Raw genomic sequence first — 14,516 nt, 5'->3', positions numbered from 1 at the left:
GACGGTTGGGCGGTCAACCGTCCCGTCCGTCGGCATTTGCTGAGCCGGACCCAAGCGGTCCTTGCCCCCTCCTGCTCGGAACGGACATCGATGACCATCAAGAAAATTCTCGTCGCCAACCGCAGCGAAATCGCCATTCGCGTGTTTCGTGCCGCCAATGAACTCGGTCTCAAGACCGTGGCGGCCTATGCCGAAGAAGACAAGCTGGCGCTGCACCGGTTCAAGGCCGACGAGGCCTATCTGATCGGCAAGGGCAAGGGCCCGGTCGAAGCCTATCTTCAAATTGAAGAGTACATTCGGATCGCTCGCATATCCGGTGCTGACGCGATCCACCCGGGCTATGGCCTGCTTTCAGAGAGTCCCGAATTCGTTGATGCCTGCGAGGATGCCGGCATCATCTTTATCGGACCGCGCGCGCAGACCATGCGCGACCTGGGCAATAAGGTTGCCGCCCGCAATATGGCGATTGCCAGCAATGTGCCGGTGGTGCCGGCCACAGAGCCGCTGCCGGACGACCCCGAGACCATCAAGAAGCTGGCCGCCGAAATCGGCTATCCGCTGATGCTCAAGGCGAGCTGGGGCGGCGGCGGGCGCGGCATGCGGCGCATCATGGATGAAAAGACGCTGCTTTCGGAAGTGTCTGAAGGCAAGCGCGAGGCCAAGGCCGCCTTCGGCAAGGACGAGATGTATCTCGAAAAGCTGATTGAGCGCGCCCGGCATGTGGAAGTGCAGCTGATCGGCGACGATCATGGCAATCTGGTGCATCTGTTCGAGCGCGACTGCTCGGTTCAGCGGCGCAACCAGAAGGTGGTGGAGCGCGCGCCCGCGCCTTATCTCAGCGACGCCGTGCGCAAGGAGTTGACCGACGCCGCCGTCCGGCTGGGCAGTGCCGCAAACTATCGTGGCGCCGGTACCGTCGAATTCCTGATGGATGCCGACACGGACAAATTCTACTTCATCGAAGTGAACCCGCGCATCCAGGTGGAGCATACGGTCACCGAGGAAGTGACCGGCATCGACATCGTCAAGGCGCAGATCCATCTGCTCGACGGCGCCGTGATCGGTACCCCTGAATCTGGTGTGCCGCTGCAAGAAGATATCAAGCTCAATGGCAATGCCATTCAGTGCCGGGTGACCACCGAGGACCCCGAGCAGAATTTCATTCCCGATTATGGCCGCATCACCGCCTATCGCGGCGCCACCGGCTTTGGCGTACGCCTCGATGGCGGAACCGCCTATTCGGGCGCGGTCATTACCCGTTACTACGACCCGCTCCTCGAAAAGGTCACCTGCTGGGCACCAAGCGCCGATGAGGCCATTGCCCGCATGCATCGCGCCTTGCGCGAGTTCCGTATTCGCGGCGTGGCGACCAATCTGGCGTTCCTTGAGAACATCATTACCCATCCCGATTTCCTCGAGAACCGCTATACGACGCGCTTTATCGACACGACGCCGGACCTCTTCAATTTCAAGCCGCGCAAGGACCGGGCGACCAAGCTCCTTTCCTATATTGCCGATGTGACCGTGAACGGGCACCCGGAAGTGCGCGACCGGCCGCGTCCGCCGGCCGAGGCCGCGGCGCCCTTCGTGCCTGAATTCCCACCGCTTTCGGTGGTGGAAGGCAGCCGCCAAATTCTGGACCGGGACGGCCCTGTCGGCCTTGCGCAGTGGATGAAGGACCAGACGCGGGTCCTGTTCACCGACACCACAATGCGGGACGCGCATCAGTCGCTGCTGGCGACGCGCATGCGCAGCTTCGACATCACCCGCATTGCCCAGGCCTATTCGCGCGGCCTGCCGAACCTCTTCAGCCTCGAGTGTTGGGGCGGGGCGACCTTTGACGTTTCCATGCGCTTCCTCAACGAGGACCCGTGGGAGCGCCTCGCCAAGGTCCGCGCCGGGGCGCCGAACATCCTCACCCAGATGCTGCTGCGCGGCTCCAATGGCGTGGGCTACACCAATTACCCGGACAATGTCGTCCAGTTCTTCGTCAAGCAGGCGGCCGCCGGGGGCGTCGACATTTTCCGCGTTTTCGATTGCCTGAACTGGGTCGAAAACATGCGCGTCTCGATGGACGCGGTGATCGAGGCCAACAAGGTCTGCGAGGGTGTCGTCTGTTATACCGGCGACATGCTGGACCCCGACCGGGCCAAATATGACCTCAAATATTACGTCGCGCTGGCCAAGGAACTCGAAGCCGCAGGGGCGCATGTGCTCGGTCTCAAGGACATGGCTGGGCTGCTCAAGCCCGCCGCCGCGCGCAAGCTGATCTCGACCCTGAAACAGGAGGTCGGCCTGCCGATCCACCTGCACACGCATGACACGTCCGGCGCGGCGGCGGCCACGGTGCTGGCAGCGGTGGATGCGGGGGTTGATGCGGTCGACGCGGCCATGGATGCGCTTTCCGGCACCACGAGCCAGCCGACCCTGGGTTCGCTGGTTGCGGCCATGGCCGATGGGGATCGCGATCCCGGGCTCGATGCCAAGGCGATCCGCCAGATTTCCTTCTATTGGGAGGCCGTTCGGACCCAGTACCGCGCCTTCGAGAGCGACTTGAAGGGCGGCGCATCGGAGGTCTATCTCCACGAAATGCCGGGCGGCCAGTTCACCAATCTCAAGGAACAGGCGCGTTCGCTGGGGCTCGAAACCCGCTGGCACGAGGTCGCCCAGACCTATGCCGACGTCAACCAGATGTTCGGCGATATCGTCAAGGTGACGCCTTCATCCAAGGTGGTGGGCGACATGGCGCTGGCCATGGTTTCGGCGGGCATCACCCGCAAGGATGTCGAGAACCCGGACAAGGACATTGCCTTCCCTGACTCGGTGGTGGGTTTCTTTGCCGGTGACCTGGGCCAGCCGCCGGGCGGCTTCCCCGAACAGCTGCAAAAGAAGGTGCTCAAGGGCAAGACGGCGCTGACCGAGCGGCCAGGCTCCTATCTGAAGCCCATTGATCTTGAGGCCGAGCGCAAGAAGATTGCCGAGGAAGTGGGACAGCCCATCGACGATTATCGTCTGGCCTCGTTCCTCATGTATCCAAAAGTCTATTCGGATTTCGAAAAGACCCAGGATCGCTATGGGCCCACCGAAGTGCTGCCCACGCCGGTCTATTTCTACGGCCTCGAAGAAGGCGACGAACTGCTGGTCGATATCGAAAAAGGCAAGACGCTGGTCGTCACCTATCAAGGTCGCGCGCCGACCAATGAAAAGGGCGAGGTCCGCTGCTTCTTCGATCTCAACGGCCAGCCGCGCACCATTATCGTGCCGGATCGGCTGAAGGCCGGTGAGGTCAAGGTGCGCGCCAAGGCTGCGGCGGGCGACCCCAAGCAGGTGGGCGCGCCCATGCCGGGCGTCATCTCGACACTGGCCGTCAAGCAGGGCCAGTCCGTCCAAGCGGGCGATGTGCTCTGCTCGATCGAAGCCATGAAGATGGAAACGGCCATTCACGCCGAAGCCGATGGCGTGGTGGCCGAATTGCTGATCAAGCCCGGCGACCAGATCGATGCCAAGGACCTGCTGGTGCGATTGGAATAGCAAGAAGGCCCGGAGCGATCCGGGCCTTCTGGTTTTCCGTGTTACTTCCGCCGGGCCGTCCCATCGACGGTCTTGCCGTATTTACCGGCATAGACCGGCACAGGCAGGCGCGAGACGATCCAACTCACCATTAGTGGCACGAGGACAAGATCGTCCACCCAGCCGAGCAGCGGGATGAAATCGGGCAGGATGTCGAAGGGGTTCACCAGATAGAAGGCGACAAACAGCGTTGCCGCCTTGAGGTGGAACGGGGTTTCGGGCGCCCGGAAGGCCTTCCAGAGCTGGACGACTTCCTTGCGGAACAGAACGAGGCGGGAAAGGAGCATGGTCATCATGCTCCATCAAGTGGTTGTGCCGCGGCTCCGGTTCAAGCATCGCGCGATCACGAATTGACGACGATCAGGTGAGGACCCCGCGATCCTTGAGCAGTTTGACGATGGCCATGGCATGGCCGTGGCCCAGCCCGTACTCGGACTTCAGCCAGTCGGTGATGGCCGTCGCCCTGGTGCCGGGGGCGGTGAGCCCCCTGGCGCGCGCCAGACGCACGAACTCGTCCGGCGAGACGCCGGTTTGTTTTTCGATATTGGTGAGATAGGCGGCAAAGGTCATGGTGAGTCTCCGTGTCCATAGCAGCGCAACGAAGCGCTCGTCGTCAATTCGACACAGGTTTCCAATATTGCGCCGGTCCGCCCCGGGGCTTATGTGTCAGGGCAATTGGACGAGGTGTTTTGATGGCCGGAGCGGCGCCGCGCAGGCAGTCTGTTGGAGTTGATGTGGGTGGCGTCATGGTGGGCGGCGGCGCCCCCGTGGTTGTCCAATCCATGACCAATACCGATACCGCAGACATCGACGCGACGGTTCGGCAGGTCATGCAGTTGGCGCGCGCCGGCTCGGAAATCGTGCGCATAACTGTTGATCGAGACGAGAGCGCGGCGGCGGTGCCGGTGATCCGCGACCGCCTCCAAAGCATGGGCTATGACGTGCCGCTGGTGGGCGACTTCCACTATATCGGCCACAAGCTGCTCACCGATCATCCAGCCTGTGCCGAGGCGCTGGCCAAGTATCGCATCAACCCGGGCAATGTCGGGTTCAAGGCCAAGCGCGACACGCAGTTTTCGACGCTGATCGAGATCGCCAATCGCTATGACAAGCCGGTGCGGATCGGGGTCAATTGGGGGTCGCTCGACGAGGAACTGCTGACGCGCCTGATGGATGAAAACGCTGCCTCCGTCGCGCCGATTTCGGCCGCCGCAGTGCAGCGCGAGGCGATCATCCAGTCGGCGCTGCTCTCGGCGCAGCGGGCCGAAGAGCTGGGCATGGCCCGCGAGCGGATCATCCTTTCCACCAAGGTGTCAGACGTCCAGCACCTGATCGCGGTCTACGAGGACTTGGCCGCCCGTTGCGATTATGCGCTGCATCTGGGGCTGACCGAGGCAGGCATGGGATCAAAAGGCATCGTCGCCTCCTCGGCGGCGCTGGGCATCCTGCTGCAACAGGGAATTGGCGACACCATTCGCATTTCCCTCACCCCCGAGCCAGGCGGGGATCGCACCACCGAGGTCAAGGTGGCGCAGGAATTGCTGCAGACCATGGGTTTCCGGCAGTTCCTGCCGGTGGTGGCGGCGTGCCCCGGTTGCGGGCGGACCACCTCGACCACGTTCCAGTCGCTGGCCAAGGACATTCAGGACCACCTCAACACTTCGATGCCGGAGTGGCGCGAGCGCTATCCGGGCGTCGAGACGCTCTCGGTGGCGGTGATGGGCTGCATCGTCAACGGGCCGGGTGAGAGCAAGCACGCCAATATCGGCATTTCCCTGCCGGGCACCGGCGAGACCCCGGCTGCACCGGTGTTTGTTGACGGGCACAAGGTCGCGACCCTGCGTGGGGCCGACGTCGCCGACCAGTTCAAGGTCATGGTCGCCGATTATATCGAAAAGAAATTCGGGGCCGGAAAGCAGGACGCGGCGGAGTGAGCGGCGACAAGCCGGCGCTGGAGGCGGTTCTGGCGCTTGATCTCCTCTGTCTCAAGGGTCCCGATGGTGGGCCGCTGGACGCAGAAACGCATAGACAGGCGCTGACGGCCAGCCTGCAGCGGTCCGAATGGGCCAGCGTCCACCGCGACGGCGCGCTGGTGGCCTATGGCTGTCTCTGGCCGGTGGCGGACAACAATTGGTTCGTTGGCGGCCTGGCCATTCACCCTGCACATCGAAGCTCGCCGACTATCGCCGCGCTTGGGCGCGCCATGGCGGACCTATTGAAAGGGCTCGGGCCGGTGACGCTGCGCAGTCATGTGCGGCGCGGCAATGTCGCCTCGCTGCGGCTGCATCGGCGGCTGGGCTTTGCGGTGGAGCAGGAGAATGAGCGTGCCGTGGCATTCGTGGCCGAGGCCGCGCTCATTCTTGCGCGGCTGCCCGGTTAGGATTTCTGCCACTCGGGCAGGGGGAACACGCGGTCATAGGCCCAGTTAAAGATTAGCGCATAGCCCATGTAGAAAAGGGCGAAAGCGAAATCCATGACCAGGGCCTGCCAGAGTGAAATGCCCAGATACCAGGCAATGAGCGGCATGAGCATGAGCAGCAGGCCCAGTTCGAACAGCATGGCATGGGCGATGCGGATGGGCGCTGTTTTCAGCGTTGTGCCGGCAAAGCGGTTCATCGCCCGATCAAAAATGAGGTTGTAGACGTAGTTCCACGCCATGGCGACAGTGGCGCTGCCGATGATGATGACGGCGCTGTCGCCGGCGGGCAGGTGGAAGACCAAAGCCGCGAGCGGCGTTGCGATCAAAATGCCGATGACCTCAAAGGAAATGGCGTGGCGGATACGGTCGGCGGTGGTCCGCATGGAAAGCTCCATGAGTTCCGGGCCGTCCCGAACGCTGATCCCGAAATGGGGGAGGTCGTCCTCGCTGGTTCGTGGATTTAATCCGGCTTGCCAGAGTGTGCAAGGGCGCCGGAGCATTGCTGATGGTCTAGATCATTTCACACTCAGGCGGACGCGGTTCCATCGCCTCCCTCCCCCTTGGGGGGAGGGTAGCGACGCGAGGCCGACAGGCCATCGCAGAGCTGGGGTGGGGGTGACGCGACCTCCAAAGGCTCCGAGCAAGAGGACAGGCCGACACCCCCACCCTCGGTCCCTCCCCACAAGGGGGAGGGCGGCAAGAGGGCCGCGCGTTCAGCTAAACGTGAAACGGTCTAGGGACGCAGGGCAAAGACCCCGGCGCGAACCGGGGCGCTGCCGCCCATGTCGGCCACGGCGTATTCGATCAGCAGATCGAGCCGGTCAAGCGGAAGATCGCGCCGGAAGGGGTCGCCAACCAGAACATTTGCGCCCTGCGCGGCGGCATCCAGCAGAATTGGCAGCGTCCTGCCGACCACCTCGGGGAGGTAGAAGATATCCCCCGCCAGGATGATATCAACCGGCGGCAGCGCCGGTTCGGTCCAGAGCGCCAGAGAAACGTTGTTGGCTTCGGCATTGAGGCGCAGGGCCACCTGTCCGACCGGGTCCGGTTCGACGGCCAATACCGATGCCGCGCCCGCCTTGGCCGCAGCGATGCCCACCAGCCCGGAACCCGCTCCGAAATCGAGCACGCGCTTGCCCAAAACAGCCTCGGGATGATCGCGGAGATAAAGCGCCAGCGCCGCTCCGCCGCCCCAGGCATAGGCCCAATAAGGCGGCGTCCGCTCCAGCCCCTCGCTGGTCAGCCAGCCGTTGAGCCCACTTTGCGGGGTTGGGGAATAGAGCGTGATGTCGGGACGGAAGGGCAGGGCCTTCAGCGTCAGGCGCTCGCGGATGAAGCGTGCGGCGCGCTGCTTCACGCTGGCGGCTGACATGCATCGACCCATCTGCCGCCGCACAGTTCCGCCAGCCGCTCGACCGAGAGCTTGACCGAGGAGTGGGTGTCGCCCGCTGCGGGGATGACGAGGTCATAAATCCTGAGCGAGCTATCGAGGTAGATCGGCAGCGGCGCTGGAAGGCCGAAGGGGCAGACGCCGCCCACCTGATGGCTGGTCAGGCGAAGCACGTCTTCGGCCCCCAGCATGCGCGGGCGGCCACCAAAGGCCGATTTGGATTTCTGGTTGTCAAGCCGCGCGTCGCCGCGGGTGACCAGCAGCACCTCCTCGTCCCGCACCCTTATGCAGAGCGTCTTGGCAATCTGCCCCGGCTCGACCCCGTGCACCACGGCGGCCAGTTGCACGGTGGCGGTGGAGTCCGGGGTGACGATGACTTCAAGGTCCGGTGCGCGGGCGGCGAGATCGGCGCGAACGGTATCAAGGCTCATGAATTGGTCCTGGCTATTTGCATTGCAGGGCCGCGCTCAAAACAGGGTTGCCAGGCGCTGCTCGTAATCGGCGCGCATCTTGTAATGCACCGGGGTCCTCAGAATGCGCTGCATCAGTTCAGGCTCGATATCGCGTGCGCCTTCGAGCGCGAGCAATTGGCTGACCGTGATGCGGTCGCCATCGAAGGGGCGGTGCAGCACCGGTTCGCCGCCCTTCAAATGTCCCGGTTCGATCACCCGGCAATAGGCGCCGGGGCGGCCGGCCTTCATGAACTGCTTGAGCCAGGCGGGATTGCCCATGCGAGCGGCAAAGACCGCGCAAGGGGTGCGATGCGAGGTCACTTCGAGCACAACATCGTCGATCTCGAACCGGTCGCCCACGGCCACCTCGCGCCCCTCGACGCCGCCAATAGTCAGGTTCTCGCCAAAGGTGCCGGGGGCGATGTCACGCTCCAGCACCTTGCTCCAATAGGCATAGTCGTCGGCGAAATAGACATAGACGGCCTGGTCGACACCGCCGTGATGCTTGCGGTTGATAATGGCGTCACCCTCAAGCCCCTGCCGCGTCACCTCGACTTCAGCATCCTGGGCAATCGGCTCCTTGTAGATGCCGGTCATGGCCGACTTGGCGGGAATGGGTCTGGGCTGGCCGATATTGACGCTTTGCAGAATGGCCATGGCCTATTTCTCCCGGCTGGCAAAATAATGGGCAGTGGCGCGCAGGCCATCTGCCCTGGGTCCAAACGTGCGCAGGGCCGAAATGGCTTCATGCACTGTGGCATTGAGCATGGCGCGGGCGCCCTCCAGACCCAGCCGCGCCACGACCGTCTGCTTGCCCAAGGCCGCATCCTTGCCGGTGGCCTTGCCCATGGCCTCGGATGTGGCGGTAACGTCGAGAATGTCATCGGCGAGCTGAAAGGCGCGGCCGGCGGCCTCGGCATAGGCGGTGAGCGCGGAAAGCGCGCGCGGGTCGGCGCCACCCAGAATGGCACCCATGCGGACGCTGGCGCGGATCAGGGCGCCGGTCTTCATCGCCTGCATGGTGGCAATCTCGGCCTCGGTGAAACCGCTGGTTTCGCCTTCGATATCGCGCATCTGCCCGCCAACCATGCCACCGGCGCCGCTCCCAAGGGCCAATTCGGCAACCAGGCGGATGCGTACCTCGGCATCATCGTGGCAGGCCGGGGCGGCAAGGATTGCAAAGGCGTGGGTGAGCAGGGCGTCTCCCGCCAGTATGGCGGTGGCCTCGTCATAGGCTTTGTGGACTGTGGGGCGTCCACGCCGGAGGTCGTCATCGTCCATGGCCGGCAGGTCGTCGTGGATCAGCGAATAGCAATGCACCATTTCCACTGCCATGCCCGCCTGCAAGGCGGCGTCGCGGGGCACGGAGAAAATGGCAGCGGCCTGGCGCACCAGGAGGGGGCGGAGACGCTTGCCGCCTTCAAGGCTGCCGTGGCGCATTGCCGCAATGACCCTGTCGGCAGCCGGACCTGGCCCCGAAAGCCGCGCGCCGCTGAGATAGTCGGAGAGCCCGGCTTCGATGGCTCGGGCACAGTCGGCGCTGTCGGCGGAAAAGTCGTACATGGCCATGTTGCTAGCCCGGAGTGGGAGATGGGGCAATCCCCCTCACTCGTCTCGGCTTGCGGCCGATCCACCCTCTTGGCCTGCTTTGACCGTCCCGCTATGAAGCGCCCCATGGCCCGGCGCAAAAAATCTATCTGGCGGCATCTTCGCATCCCCCTTGGCGTCCTCGCGGTGGTGGTCGCCATTCCGCTGGTGCTGACCCCGCTCTATCTCGTTGTCCAACCGCTCTCGGTGCCCATGCTCGCTCGCATGCTCAGCGGCCAGCCCATGGTGCGGGAGTGGCGCGATATTGATGACATTTCGGATCGGTTGAAAGCATCGGTGATCCTCTCGGAGGATGGACAGTTCTGCCGCCATTGGGGCGTGGATGTCGCTGCCTTGCGGGACGAAGTCGCCAATTACCTGGCGGGCCGGGAGACGCGCGGGGCGTCCACGCTCACCATGCAGGTGGCGCGTAATCTGTTCCTCTGGAACCAGCAGAGCGCGGTGCGCAAGGCGCTCGAAGTGCCGCTGGCGCTCTATATCGACCTGGTCCTCCCCAAAAAGCGGATCATGGAGATTTACCTCAACATCGCCGAATGGGGGCCGCAGGGCGAGTTTGGAATTGCGGCCGGAGCGCTGCGCGCCTTTGGGCGTGAGCCGCAGAACCTTGATTGGCAGACCGCGAGCCTGCTGGCCGTCACCCTGCCCAATCCGATCCTGCGCAATCCGGCGCGCCCCAACGCCGGGCTGCTGCGCCTGGCCGGCATTGTGCAGAACCGGGCCCGCCAATATGGCGAGCGGGCCAGTTGCGTGGGGCAGGACGGGGTGCTGGCGCTCTAGCGGCTCTTGGCGACTTTTTCAGCAAGCACTTCATTGATGCGCGTCTGCCAACCCGGGCCCTGGTTCTTGAAATGGTCAACAATCTTGGCATCCAGACGCATGGTGACGCGAACCTTGTTCTCATCCTGCCTCGGTCGACCCACCTTGCGCGGCACCGGCATGGGGATGCCACGTTCGGCGAAGAACTCCCGCGCTGGGCGCAGTGTCTTGATTTCCGCATCGGTCAGCGGAGCGGCCGGGTCGTAATCCTCCGGCGGTGGGCCTTTAGTCTTCGAGGCCATGGTTCCTTGCCTCCTTCTTGTGCATGGGGCGTAGGCTGATAATCCTGATATTGTCTCCACGTAGAGCGTATGCAAGGCAGTACAGGCGCTCGCCTATGTGGCCGAAGGCGCGGAATCGCTCCTCGCCATAATCGAAACGATTGTCCTGCTGGAATGCGGCGTTGGACCAGTCGAATTCCTCGACGCGATCAAACCCGATGCCGTGTTTCAGCCGGTTTGCAGCATCCTTTGCCTTGTCCCACTCATACACGCTGAGCTTCCCCCAAAGCCTTGTATTAATGTACATACAATAATTATGACCTGCAAGACGGTGCTGGAATCACAAAACCCCTAGCCAAGGGTGCGCTCATGCTCTATAGACCCCACCAATCCTGACAGAGACACGTCTCTGGCCGCTTTTGGCGGCGCAACGATTTTGAATTCGGAGTACCGACCATGGCAGTGCCAAAACGCAAGACCTCGCCGATGAAGCGCGGCTTCCGCCGCTCGCACGACGCTATCGCCAACCCCACCTATGTCGAAGACAAGGATTCGGGTGAGCTGCGCCGTCCGCACCACGTTGATCTCAAGACCGGCATGTACCGCGGTCGTCAGATCCTCGCGGCAAAGAACTAAGCCGAAAGGCGCTTTGGCGCTGATGGCCAAAGTCTGATATTTCGACGGCCGACCCCGCAATGGGTCGGCCGTTTTTGTTGTTACTGCCGCCAAACCAGAAGCGGCCAAACCGGAGCAGAGGCAAGAGATGAGCACGCGCGTCGAATCGGACACCATGGGCACCATTGAGGTTCCGAACGATAAGTATTACGGCGCGCAGACCGCTCGCAGCCTGATGAACTTCGATATCGGCGGCGAGAAAATGCCGGTCGAGATCATCACCGCCTTCGGCATTCTGAAAAAGGCTGCGGCGCTGGCCAATTTCAAGCTCGGCCTGATGGACGAGGCAACCCGTGACCTGGTGGTTGCTGCCGCCGACGAAGTGATCGCCGGCAAGCTTGCCGATCACTTTCCGCTGGTGGTCTGGCAGACCGGTTCGGGCACCCAGTCCAATATGAATGTCAACGAAGTCATTTCCAACCGCGCCATCGAAATGGCCGGCGGCACCATGGGTTCGAAAAAGCCGGTGCACCCGAATGACCACGTCAACATGAGCCAGAGCTCCAACGACACCTATCCCACCGCCATGCATATCGCAGCGGTCGAGGCGGTGGAGGGCTACCTTTACCAGCGCGTTCTGCTGCTGCGCGACACCTTGGCCAAAAAGGCCGACGACTATATGGACGTGGTCAAGATCGGTCGCACCCATTTGCAGGACGCCACTCCGCTGACGCTGGGCCAGGAAATCTCGGGCTGGGTGGCGCAGATCGATTATGCGCTGGCGGCCATCAAATCGAGCATGCCGCAATTGAAGGAACTGGCCCTGGGTGGCACCGCCGTCGGTACCGGGCTCAATGCCCACCCCGATTATGCCGTTACCGTTGCCGCCGAAATTGCCGCGCTCACGGGCCGTGACTTCAAGACCGGGCCGAACAAGTTCGCGCTCCTGGCCGGGCACGATGCCTTCGTGGGCACATCGGGGGCGCTCAAGCAATTGGCCGTCGCCTTCATGAAGATCGCCAATGACGTGCGTTGGCTGGCCTCCGGTCCGCGCTCGGGCCTGGGCGAAATCACCATTCCCGAGAACGAGCCGGGGTCTTCGATCATGCCCGGCAAGGTCAATCCGACCCAGTCCGAGGCCATGACCATGGTCGTCGCCCAGGTCATGGGCAATGATGCTGCCATCGGCTTTGCGGCCAGCCAGGGCAATTTCGAGCTCAATGTCTTCAAGCCCGTCATCGCCTACAATTTCCTGCAAAGCGTGCGGCTCCTGGCCGACGCGGCCAAGTCGTTCAATGACAACTGCGCCACTGGCATCGAGCCCGACCACAAACGCATCAAGCAGCTGGTCGACCAGTCACTGATGCTGGTGACGGCGCTCAACCGCAAGATTGGCTATGACAACGCTGCCAAGATCGCCAAGACGGCGCACAAGAACGGGTCGACGCTGAAGGAGACGGCGATTGAACTGGGCCTGCTGACGGCGGAAGAATTCGATGCCGAGGTCAAGCCCGAACAGATGGTCGGGCCGCTCAAGCTCAAGAAATAGACCGGAACTTTTTACACAGGCACGATGCCGTCCTCGGGCTTGACCCGAGGACCGGCGACACCAGGCCCGGTGCTCGTGCGGAGCGGCCCTCGGGTCAGGCCCGAGGGCGATCCTGTGGTTGAGGGACTGCCCCTCAGCCCCTCACCGCGGCCTCGATCTTCGCCACGTCGATCTTTTTCATATCCATCATGGCATCGAAGGCGCGCTTGGCGATCTGGCCGCCCTGTTGCATGGCGTCGCTTAGCGCGCGCGGGGTGATCTGCCAGGAAATACCCCATTTGTCCTTGCACCAGCCGCACATGCTCTCTTCCCCGCCATTGCCGACGATGGCGTTCCAATAGCGGTCGGTTTCGGCCTGATCCTCGGTGGCGATCTGCATCGAGAACGCCTCGGTGTGCTTGAAGGCCGGCCCGCCATTGAGCCCGATGCAGGGAATGCCCATGACGGTGAATTCCACTGTCAGCACCGCCCCGGCCTTGGTGGAGGGATTGTCGCTGGGCGCCCGATGCACGGCCGTCACTTGGGTGTCGGGGAAAGTCTGGGCGTAAAAATTGGCGGCGTCCTCGGCGCCAGTATCGTACCAGATACAGATTGTGTTCTTGGCGTTGGGCATGGAAGTTCTCCTCATATGCCGGTCCGGTGACCGCGATTGTGGCGCGCCGGTGGAACGGTGCGCAAGGGTGCGACGTTCGGGCGAAGCTGAGTTGAACAGGGCCGGGGCATTTCTTGTCCTGCGCGGCACTCTTCCGCCAAGGCGCAAGCTCTGGCATGGTGGCGCAGATCAGCGGAGACCAGACCATGAGCGAAACCGTCATTCTGCCAACGGGCCGCGTGCAGCGTCCACGGGGCAATGGCTTCATCGTCCCGCTGCTGGTTGTGCCCTTCGTGCTCTACAACCTGGTCGTGTTCCTGTTTTTCGCGGGCAATCCGGTCAATTGGGGCGCGGGGCTTTTCTCCATCCCCATGCCCTCAGGCATGCCATGGGCGATCACGGCGGGCGATTTTCTCCTCGTCGTGGGCATATTGCTGCTGTTTTTTGAAGTGCTCAAATCCACCAATACGGCGCGCTCATCGATCATCGAGCATATGCTGTCCATGGTGGTTTTCGTGGCGTTCCTGGTCGAGTTCCTGCTGGTGGGCGCGGCGTCCAGCTCGGTGTTCTTCCTGCTCATGGTCATGAGCCTGATCGATGTCGTGGCCGGGTTTACCGTTTCGATCACCAGCGCCAGCCGCGACGTGTCGATGAGCTAGATCATTTCACACTCAGGCGGACGCGGTTCCATCGCCTCCCTCCCCCTTGTGGGGAGGGACCGAGGGTGGGGGTGTCGGCATGTCCTCTTGCTCGGAGCCTTTGGAGGTCGCGTCACCCCCACCTCAGCTCTGCTAGGGCCTGTCGGCCTAGCGTCGCTACCCTCCCCCCAAGGGGGAGGGAGGAAAGAGGGCAGCGCGTTCAGCGAAACGTGAAACGGTCTAGCCAGGCGTTTCCCGGAAAGGTGCGACGCGGTTTTCGGTTCGGGAACGCGAAGCTTCAAAAACTCAGGCCACAATCGTCTTGCGATAGCCCTGCGGCATGCGGCGCTCGGCGATGCGGGCTGTGTGTCCATAGGCGCCGATGGCACCTTCGGCGGTGCCGCGGCGGCGGGCTCGTTGGGTCGGCAGGGCGGCTCGCGCGGCCAGCAACTGGCTGACAAAGGCGGCAGCAGGGGCACTGCGTGCCAACGACGGACGCGGCGCAGCCGGCGCCAAAACCATGGGCAGGCCCGGACGGGGTGTTTCGCTTTGTGCCAGATCGGACATCATCTGTACCATTTCGGGCCGCCCTGTGCCGGAATGGCACAGACCTTGCGACGCTATGCCTCCATAGGGGCAAGCGCCG

General features: G+C 63.1%; 18 protein-coding genes. 7 read left to right on the top strand and 11 right to left on the bottom strand.

Annotated features, from left to right (window positions below; translation table 11 throughout):
- The first annotated feature begins 90 nt into the window (after positions 1-90).
- Entirely contained in the window at positions 91-3,531 is a 3,441-nt protein-coding gene (gene pyc / locus NIM87_RS04100) for a pyruvate carboxylase (RefSeq protein ID WP_254673367.1), read from the top strand.
- Positions 3,532-3,572: 41 nt separating this feature from the next.
- On the opposite strand, the gene NIM87_RS04095 is transcribed toward pyc, so the two are convergent.
- Together NIM87_RS04095 and NIM87_RS04090 are read right to left on the bottom strand one after the other, a co-directional pair.
- Positions 3,573-3,857 (bottom strand): YkvA family protein, encoded by a 285-nt coding sequence (locus NIM87_RS04095; RefSeq protein WP_254673366.1) that lies wholly within the window; start codon positions 3,855-3,857, stop codon positions 3,573-3,575.
- Between the two features lie 73 nt (positions 3,858-3,930).
- On the bottom strand, positions 3,931-4,140 hold the full coding sequence (locus tag NIM87_RS04090) for a DUF4287 domain-containing protein (protein ID WP_254673365.1): 210 nt from the start codon (positions 4,138-4,140) through the stop codon (positions 3,931-3,933).
- Positions 4,141-4,262: 122 nt separating this feature from the next.
- Between NIM87_RS04090 and ispG the strand changes: the two genes are divergently transcribed.
- Both ispG and NIM87_RS04080 read left to right on the top strand, forming a co-directional pair.
- Positions 4,263-5,504: a flavodoxin-dependent (E)-4-hydroxy-3-methylbut-2-enyl-diphosphate synthase gene (gene ispG, locus NIM87_RS04085; RefSeq protein ID WP_254673364.1), complete on the top strand. Its 1,242-nt coding sequence runs from the start codon at positions 4,263-4,265 to the stop codon at positions 5,502-5,504.
- On the top strand, positions 5,501-5,950 hold the full coding sequence (locus NIM87_RS04080) for a GNAT family N-acetyltransferase (protein ID WP_254673363.1): 450 nt from the start codon (positions 5,501-5,503) through the stop codon (positions 5,948-5,950). Before ispG ends, NIM87_RS04080 begins: the two co-directional genes overlap by 4 nt.
- Here the strand turns inward: NIM87_RS04080 and NIM87_RS04075 are convergent.
- From NIM87_RS04075 to NIM87_RS04055, 5 genes are all read right to left on the bottom strand, one after another.
- Positions 5,947-6,372, bottom strand: a complete 426-nt coding sequence (locus NIM87_RS04075) for a PACE efflux transporter (RefSeq protein WP_254673362.1) — start codon at positions 6,370-6,372, stop codon at positions 5,947-5,949. The genes NIM87_RS04080 and NIM87_RS04075 overlap by 4 nt on opposite strands.
- A gap of 350 nt (positions 6,373-6,722) precedes the next feature.
- Positions 6,723-7,361, bottom strand: coding sequence for a class I SAM-dependent methyltransferase (locus tag NIM87_RS04070; protein WP_254673361.1), 639 nt, complete (start codon positions 7,359-7,361; stop codon positions 6,723-6,725).
- Positions 7,343-7,810 carry a YbaK/EbsC family protein gene (locus NIM87_RS04065; RefSeq protein ID WP_254673360.1) on the bottom strand — a complete coding sequence of 156 codons (468 nt, stop codon included), beginning with the start codon at positions 7,808-7,810 and terminating at the stop codon, positions 7,343-7,345. Before NIM87_RS04065 ends, NIM87_RS04070 begins: the two co-directional genes overlap by 19 nt.
- 36 nt (positions 7,811-7,846) lie before the next feature.
- Positions 7,847-8,488, bottom strand: coding sequence for an MOSC domain-containing protein (locus NIM87_RS04060; protein WP_254673359.1), 642 nt, complete (start codon positions 8,486-8,488; stop codon positions 7,847-7,849).
- 3 nt (positions 8,489-8,491) lie between these two features.
- Positions 8,492-9,394, bottom strand: a complete 903-nt coding sequence (locus NIM87_RS04055) for a polyprenyl synthetase family protein (protein ID WP_254673358.1) — start codon at positions 9,392-9,394, stop codon at positions 8,492-8,494.
- A gap of 111 nt (positions 9,395-9,505) precedes the next feature.
- Here NIM87_RS04055 and NIM87_RS04050 point away from each other — a divergent pair, with 111 nt between their 5' ends.
- Complete coding sequence (locus NIM87_RS04050) at positions 9,506-10,216, top strand: biosynthetic peptidoglycan transglycosylase (protein WP_254673357.1); 711 nt, start codon at positions 9,506-9,508, stop codon at positions 10,214-10,216.
- Here the strand turns inward: NIM87_RS04050 and NIM87_RS04045 are convergent.
- Positions 10,213-10,497: a BrnA antitoxin family protein gene (locus NIM87_RS04045; protein WP_254673356.1), complete on the bottom strand. Its 285-nt coding sequence runs from the start codon at positions 10,495-10,497 to the stop codon at positions 10,213-10,215. The genes NIM87_RS04050 and NIM87_RS04045 overlap by 4 nt on opposite strands.
- The gene (locus NIM87_RS04040) at positions 10,481-10,747 is read right to left on the bottom strand and encodes a BrnT family toxin (RefSeq protein ID WP_254673355.1); all 267 of its coding nucleotides are present in this window, start codon (positions 10,745-10,747) and stop codon (positions 10,481-10,483) included. Before NIM87_RS04040 ends, NIM87_RS04045 begins: the two co-directional genes overlap by 17 nt.
- A gap of 185 nt (positions 10,748-10,932) precedes the next feature.
- Here NIM87_RS04040 and rpmF point away from each other — a divergent pair, with 185 nt between their 5' ends.
- Both rpmF and fumC read left to right on the top strand, forming a co-directional pair.
- On the top strand, positions 10,933-11,112 hold the full coding sequence (gene rpmF, locus NIM87_RS04035; protein ID WP_126150442.1) for a 50S ribosomal protein L32: 180 nt from the start codon (positions 10,933-10,935) through the stop codon (positions 11,110-11,112).
- A gap of 127 nt (positions 11,113-11,239) precedes the next feature.
- The gene (gene fumC / locus NIM87_RS04030) at positions 11,240-12,640 is read left to right on the top strand and encodes a class II fumarate hydratase (RefSeq protein WP_254673354.1); all 1,401 of its coding nucleotides are present in this window, start codon (positions 11,240-11,242) and stop codon (positions 12,638-12,640) included.
- Positions 12,641-12,773: 133 nt separating this feature from the next.
- Here the strand turns inward: fumC and NIM87_RS04025 are convergent, their stop codons facing one another.
- Positions 12,774-13,253 (bottom strand): VOC family protein, encoded by a 480-nt coding sequence (locus NIM87_RS04025; protein ID WP_254673353.1) that lies wholly within the window; start codon positions 13,251-13,253, stop codon positions 12,774-12,776.
- 185 nt (positions 13,254-13,438) lie between these two features.
- Here NIM87_RS04025 and NIM87_RS04020 point away from each other — a divergent pair, with 185 nt between their 5' ends.
- The gene (locus NIM87_RS04020; RefSeq protein WP_254673352.1) at positions 13,439-13,891 is read left to right on the top strand and encodes a hypothetical protein; all 453 of its coding nucleotides are present in this window, start codon (positions 13,439-13,441) and stop codon (positions 13,889-13,891) included.
- A 285-nt stretch (positions 13,892-14,176) separates the two neighbouring features.
- Here NIM87_RS04020 and NIM87_RS04015 read toward each other — a convergent pair whose 3' ends face one another.
- Positions 14,177-14,449, bottom strand: coding sequence for a hypothetical protein (locus NIM87_RS04015; RefSeq protein WP_254673351.1), 273 nt, complete (start codon positions 14,447-14,449; stop codon positions 14,177-14,179).
- Positions 14,450-14,516: the final 67 nt, after the last annotated feature.

The organism is Devosia ureilytica, assembly GCF_024273195.1.
In the GTDB taxonomy this organism is placed as follows: Bacteria; Pseudomonadota; Alphaproteobacteria; order Rhizobiales; family Devosiaceae; genus Devosia; species Devosia ureilytica.
The sequence above is the reverse complement of the archived record's forward strand: the minus strand, read 5'-3'. Positions and strand labels throughout refer to the sequence as shown.

Excerpts from the sequence above, each read along its gene's own strand:
- pyc (WP_254673367.1), top strand. The coding sequence starts at position 91 with ATGACCATCAAGAAAATTCTCGTCGCCAACCGCAGCGAAATCGCCATT.
- NIM87_RS04095 (WP_254673366.1), bottom strand. The coding sequence starts at position 3,857 with ATGCTCCTTTCCCGCCTCGTTCTGTTCCGCAAGGAAGTCGTCCAGCTC.
- NIM87_RS04090 (WP_254673365.1), bottom strand. The coding sequence starts at position 4,140 with ATGACCTTTGCCGCCTATCTCACCAATATCGAAAAACAAACCGGCGTC.
- ispG (WP_254673364.1), top strand. The coding sequence starts at position 4,263 with ATGGCCGGAGCGGCGCCGCGCAGGCAGTCTGTTGGAGTTGATGTGGGT.
- NIM87_RS04075 (WP_254673362.1), bottom strand. The coding sequence starts at position 6,372 with ATGCGGACCACCGCCGACCGTATCCGCCACGCCATTTCCTTTGAGGTC.
- NIM87_RS04070 (WP_254673361.1), bottom strand. The coding sequence starts at position 7,361 with ATGTCAGCCGCCAGCGTGAAGCAGCGCGCCGCACGCTTCATCCGCGAG.
- NIM87_RS04065 (WP_254673360.1), bottom strand. The coding sequence starts at position 7,810 with ATGAGCCTTGATACCGTTCGCGCCGATCTCGCCGCCCGCGCACCGGAC.
- NIM87_RS04060 (WP_254673359.1), bottom strand. The coding sequence starts at position 8,488 with ATGGCCATTCTGCAAAGCGTCAATATCGGCCAGCCCAGACCCATTCCC.
- NIM87_RS04055 (WP_254673358.1), bottom strand. The coding sequence starts at position 9,394 with ATGTACGACTTTTCCGCCGACAGCGCCGACTGTGCCCGAGCCATCGAA.
- NIM87_RS04050 (WP_254673357.1), top strand. The coding sequence starts at position 9,506 with ATGGCCCGGCGCAAAAAATCTATCTGGCGGCATCTTCGCATCCCCCTT.
- NIM87_RS04045 (WP_254673356.1), bottom strand. The coding sequence starts at position 10,497 with ATGGCCTCGAAGACTAAAGGCCCACCGCCGGAGGATTACGACCCGGCC.
- rpmF (WP_126150442.1), top strand. The coding sequence starts at position 10,933 with ATGGCAGTGCCAAAACGCAAGACCTCGCCGATGAAGCGCGGCTTCCGC.
- fumC (WP_254673354.1), top strand. The coding sequence starts at position 11,240 with ATGAGCACGCGCGTCGAATCGGACACCATGGGCACCATTGAGGTTCCG.
- NIM87_RS04025 (WP_254673353.1), bottom strand. The coding sequence starts at position 13,253 with ATGCCCAACGCCAAGAACACAATCTGTATCTGGTACGATACTGGCGCC.
- NIM87_RS04020 (WP_254673352.1), top strand. The coding sequence starts at position 13,439 with ATGAGCGAAACCGTCATTCTGCCAACGGGCCGCGTGCAGCGTCCACGG.
- NIM87_RS04015 (WP_254673351.1), bottom strand. The coding sequence starts at position 14,449 with ATGGTACAGATGATGTCCGATCTGGCACAAAGCGAAACACCCCGTCCG.